General features: G+C 52.3%; 2 protein-coding genes. One reads left to right on the top strand and one right to left on the bottom strand.

The window, feature by feature from the left end; all coding sequences use genetic code 11:
- Positions 1-85 precede the first annotated feature (85 nt).
- On the top strand, positions 86-3,991 hold the full coding sequence (gene purL / locus KDK19_RS17595) for a phosphoribosylformylglycinamidine synthase (protein ID WP_257292483.1): 3,906 nt from the start codon (positions 86-88) through the stop codon (positions 3,989-3,991).
- 76 nt (positions 3,992-4,067) lie between these two features.
- Here the strand turns inward: purL and KDK19_RS17590 are convergent, their stop codons facing one another.
- A complete protein-coding gene (locus KDK19_RS17590) occupies positions 4,068-4,931 on the bottom strand; it encodes an aldo/keto reductase (protein WP_257279768.1) in 864 nt (287 codons plus the stop codon).
- Between the last annotated feature and the right edge of the window lie 24 nt (positions 4,932-4,955).

The following is a 4,955-nucleotide window of genomic DNA, read 5'->3' as shown; positions in this document are numbered from 1 at the left end:
TCAATCACTGGTTTCCATACTGGGATTTCGATTATCATACCGCTCCTGATTATCCCCCTGAGTCCAGTTGAGGACAGTTTTTATCATGCTGATTTTGCGTGGTGCTCCGGCTCTCTCGCCGTTTCGTAGCCAAAAGCTGCTTGAAACCCTGCAACACAGGATCCCTGAAATTACCGGTGTTTTTGCTGAATACCAGCACTTTGTCCGGGTCGACGAAGCATTGTCCGACCAGGAATTGAAGGTTCTGGAACAGCTACTGACCTATGGTCCCCGGATGCAGGAAGGTGAGTGTTCAGGCGCTCTTTTTCTTGTTGTACCCCGTCCGGGCACTATTTCTCCATGGTCCAGTAAAGCCACCAACATCGCTGAAAATTGTGGTCTCAGCAAGGTGCACCGGATTGAACGCGGTCTGGCTTACTATGTGTCCGCTGAACAAGGCCTCAATGAACACCAGAAACAAGTGGTATCCAGCCTGATTCACGACCGCATGACCGAGGCTGTTTTGGCTGATGACAGAGAAGCAGAGCTTCTTTTTGCAGAAACCGAGCCAGCGCCCTTGACCCGTGTCGATATTCTCGAAGGCGGGCGTGAGGCTCTGGTTGCCGCCAACCAGTCCCTTGGACTTGCACTGGCAGAAGATGAAATGGATTATCTGGTCACCAGCTATGAGGGTTTGGACAGGAACCCGACGGATGTAGAGCTGATGATGTTTGCTCAGGCCAACTCTGAGCACTGCCGCCATAAGATCTTCAATGCGACCTGGACCATTGACGGTTTACAGCAGGATCATTCTTTGTTCCAGATGATCCGTAACACCCACAGTATGAGCAGTGAAGGTGTGCTCTCAGCCTATAAAGACAACGCATCCGTTATTAAAGGCTCCAAAGCCGGACGTTTTTTCCCGTCTCCTGAAAAGAAAGATTACCAGTACCACCAGGAAGACATTCATATCCTGATGAAAGTGGAAACGCACAACCATCCCACTGCCATCTCGCCATGGCCGGGTGCTTCTACCGGTGCGGGGGGGGAGATCCGTGATGAAGGTGCGACCGGTCGAGGCTCCAAGCCAAAGGCAGGTCTGACCGGTTTCTCCGTATCCAATCTGAACATTCCCGGCTACAAACAGCCATGGGAAAAAGAGTATGGCAAGCCGGATCGGATCGTGACTGCTCTGGATATTATGCTGGAAGGCCCTCTGGGTGGTGCGAGCTTTAACAACGAATTTGGTCGTCCAAACCTGTGCGGCTACTTCCGTACTTTTGAGGCCACAGCCAAAGGGTCTGTGGGTGAAGAAGTGAGGGGTTACCATAAGCCCATCATGTTGGCAGGCGGCCTGGGTAATATCCGGGCTGATCATGTTGAAAAAGGAGATATTCCCGTTGGCGCCAAGCTGATTGTTCTGGGCGGTCCGGCCATGCAGATCGGTCTGGGTGGTGGTGCGGCCTCTTCCATGACGTCCGGTGAAGGTCAGGAAGACCTGGACTTTGCCAGCGTTCAGCGCGACAACCCCGAGATGGAGCGTCGTTGTCAGGAAGTGATTGACCAATGCTGGCAGCTGGGTGATGAGAACCCTATCGCCTTTATCCACGACGTAGGCGCGGGAGGTCTTTCCAATGCTCTGCCGGAACTGGTCAGTGATGGTGGCCGCGGTGGTCGCTTCCAGCTCAGGGATATTCTGAATGATGAGCCCGGCATGTCCCCCCTGGCACTTTGGTGTAATGAATCCCAGGAACGTTATGTGATGGCGGTAGCGCCAGAAAATATGGAGCTGTTTGAAGCTATCTGTCAACGCGAGCGTTGTCTCTACGCCATTGTGGGCGAAGCCACAGAAGAGTCACACCTGTTGGTAGAAGACAGCCACTTTGATAACCAGCCAGTGGATATGCCTCTGGATGTTTTATTGGGCAAACCACCTCGCATGCATCGTGATGTGCAGACTGAAAATATTCAGCAGGACGCACTGGATCTTTCCGGTGTGACACTGGCAGAAGCTTCTGAGCGAGTTCTCAAGCTGCCAACCGTCGCCAGCAAAAACTTCCTGATTACTATTGGCGACCGCTCTATCACCGGTCTGGTAGCCCGTGAGCAGATGGTTGGCCCCTGGCAGGTACCTGTTGCTGACTGTGCGGTTACCGCTACTGCTTTTGATACCTGTACCGGTGAAGCCATGTCCATGGGTGAAAGAACCCCTCTGGCTCTTATTAATGCGCCTGCATCGGGTCGTATGGCGATTGGTGAAGCGATTACCAACATCGCCAGCACCCGGATTGACAAGCTCGGCGATATAAAACTGTCGGCAAACTGGATGGCTGCTGCCGGTCATCCGGGTGAGGACGCCAAACTCTATGAAACCTGTAAAGCAGTAGGCATGGAACTCTGCCCGAAATTGGGTATTGCTATTCCGGTAGGCAAAGACTCTATGTCCATGCGTACCAACTGGAAAGACGGTGATGTTGAAAAGAGTGTTACCTCACCGCTGTCTCTGGTTATTTCGGCTTTTGCTCCTGTGACCGACATACGCAAGACCGTCACTCCAGAGCTGAGAACCGATAAGGGTGAGACCGATCTGCTGCTGGTGGATCTGGGTCGTGATCATAACCGTCTGGGTGCTTCTGCCCTGGCACAGGTTTATGGTCAGATGGGTGATGTTGCTCCTGATGTTTTCTCTGCAGAAGACCTGAAAGGCTTCTTCACGGGTATCCAGCAATGTCTGGAAGAGGACCTGCTGTTGGCTTACCACGACCGTTCAGACGGCGGTCTCTTTACCACTCTGGTTGAGATGGCCTTTGCCGGTCACACCGGTATTGAGGTGAATCTGGATAAATTGGCGGGCTCTGAAGCGGCCATCATTCCAGCCCTTTTTAATGAAGAGTTGGGTGCTGTTCTGCAGGTTCGCCGTTCCGACAAAGGTAAGGTCAAGGATATTCTGGCCGGACTGGGACTGGGTTCCTGCACACACACCATTGCTGCCCTGAGATCGGATCAGCGTATCAACTTTACCTTTAATGGTGAGCTGATCAGTAGCGAAAGCCGGGTTAAATATCAGCGCTGGTGGGCTGAAACCAGTTATCGCATGCAGGCACTCAGGGATAACCCTGAATGTGCCCGTCAGGAGTTTGATAACCTGCTTGATGACGGCGATACAGGCTTACATGCCTCTTTGCCTTTTGACATCAATAGGGATGTTGCCGCTCCCTATATTGCCACTGGAGCCAGCAAACCACAGGTGGCCATTCTGAGGGAGCAGGGTGTTAACGGCCATGTGGAAATGGCGGCGGCTTTTGACAAGGCCGGCTTTTGTGCAGTGGATGTTCACATGAGTGACATTCTTTCCGGTCGCCGTGAGCTGGCTGAATTCAAAGGATTGGTAGCCTGTGGCGGCTTCTCATACGGTGACGTTCTGGGAGCAGGTGAAGGCTGGGCGAAATCGGTGCTGTTTAACAGCATGGCCCGTGACCAGTTTGCGGCTTTCTTTGATCGCCCGGACAGCTTTGCTCTGGGTGTCTGCAATGGCTGTCAGATGCTGTCCAATCTCCATGAATTGATTCCCGGTGCTGAGCACTGGCCACACTTCGTCCGTAACCAGTCTGAGCAGTTTGAAGCCAGAACCGTGATGGTCGAAGTGCAGCAAAACAAGTCCATTCTCCTCAGGGGTATGGAAGGTTCCAGAATGCCCATTGCAGTGGCACACGGTGAAGGTTATGCCGAGTTCAAAAAGGCTGACCAAATCAGGAAACTGTCTGCGGGTGGTCAGCTGGCCCTGAGATATGTGGATAATCAGGGGCGGGCTACTGAACGTTACCCATACAACCCCAATGGTTCCGCTGAAGGTATTACGGGCCTGACTTCTGCCGATGGCAGGGTGACGATTATGATGCCTCACCCGGAAAGGGTATTCAGGGCGGTTCAGAACAGCTGGTATCCGGATACCTGGGGTGAAGATTCACCCTGGATGAGAATGTTCAGGAATGCCCGGGTCTGGGTTGACTGATATCTGCACAGCAACAGGCTTGTCTGGTTATCCTTTTTGCACCATGACTATTGAAAGGACAACCAGACAGCTCGAGCTAGATAAACATATTCTCAATCGCATTAACCTCTTCATCGGTCAAAGCGACTTTGTCGCAATGAAGATCCTGATTCATATGATCGGATTGAGTCGTGCCGGTGAGGGTGAGCATCCCCATTCTTTGGCAGGCCTGAAAAATGACCTGTGCTGCGGTTAAGCCTGTTCGACTGACAATGGCTTGAAATTGGGGGTGGCCCAGTATGGCGTGGTTGGCCGTGAGTAAGGAAAAGCCTTGGTAAATAATATCGTGATGCTGACAGGCCGCTCTCACTTCTCTATCCCAGCCCATTGAGGCAAAGCAACGGTTCTGGACAATGTGTGGACGAATGTCGGTGTGGAGAGTCAGCCCTTCCAGTTGGCGTGCAGAAAAGTTGGAAACGCCCAGCAGTTTGATATGACCATCACGGTAGAGTCCTTCCATGGCCGTCCAGACTTCCAGATCGTCTTCCGAGAGACCTTCCCTTTGAGAAGGGCCATGGAGAAGGTAGGCATCCAGATAGTCAGTGCCAAGGTGTTCAAGGGAAGATTGGAAAGATTGCAAAACCTGCTCGGTTAAACTGGCTGAAGGGTCATAGGGCAGCCGGTCATCCTGACCTCTCTGATAGGTAAACTTGGATTGCAGGAAGAGCTGTTCGCGGCTTATTTTTTCCTGTTGATAAATCTTTTGCAGGCCATGACCAACACCGAGCTCAAAATAATGTTTGCGCTGATTGGCCGTATCAATGCCAGTGAAGCCCAGTTTCAGGGCATTCTCTACCAGCCCCTGGGTGGCTTCTTCTTTCCAGGCGGTACCGTATATAAAGCAGGGAACCCGAACACCGTTAATCTCTCTGGACGCTCGGGCTGTATTGAGCTGGCTCATGGTTTTTTAACCTTGTGAGTTATG

Source organism: Endozoicomonas sp. ONNA1 (assembly GCF_024606325.1).
GTDB lineage: Bacteria > Pseudomonadota > Gammaproteobacteria > Pseudomonadales > Endozoicomonadaceae > Endozoicomonas_A.
Note: the sequence above shows the minus strand (reverse complement) of the source record. Positions and strands in the feature narration are given on the sequence as shown.

Coding starts and splice junctions, on each gene's coding strand:
- purL (WP_257292483.1), top strand. CDS start 86: ATGCTGATTTTGCGTGGTGCTCCGGCTCTCTCGCCGTTTCGTAGCCAA.
- KDK19_RS17590 (WP_257279768.1), bottom strand. CDS start 4,931: ATGAGCCAGCTCAATACAGCCCGAGCGTCCAGAGAGATTAACGGTGTT.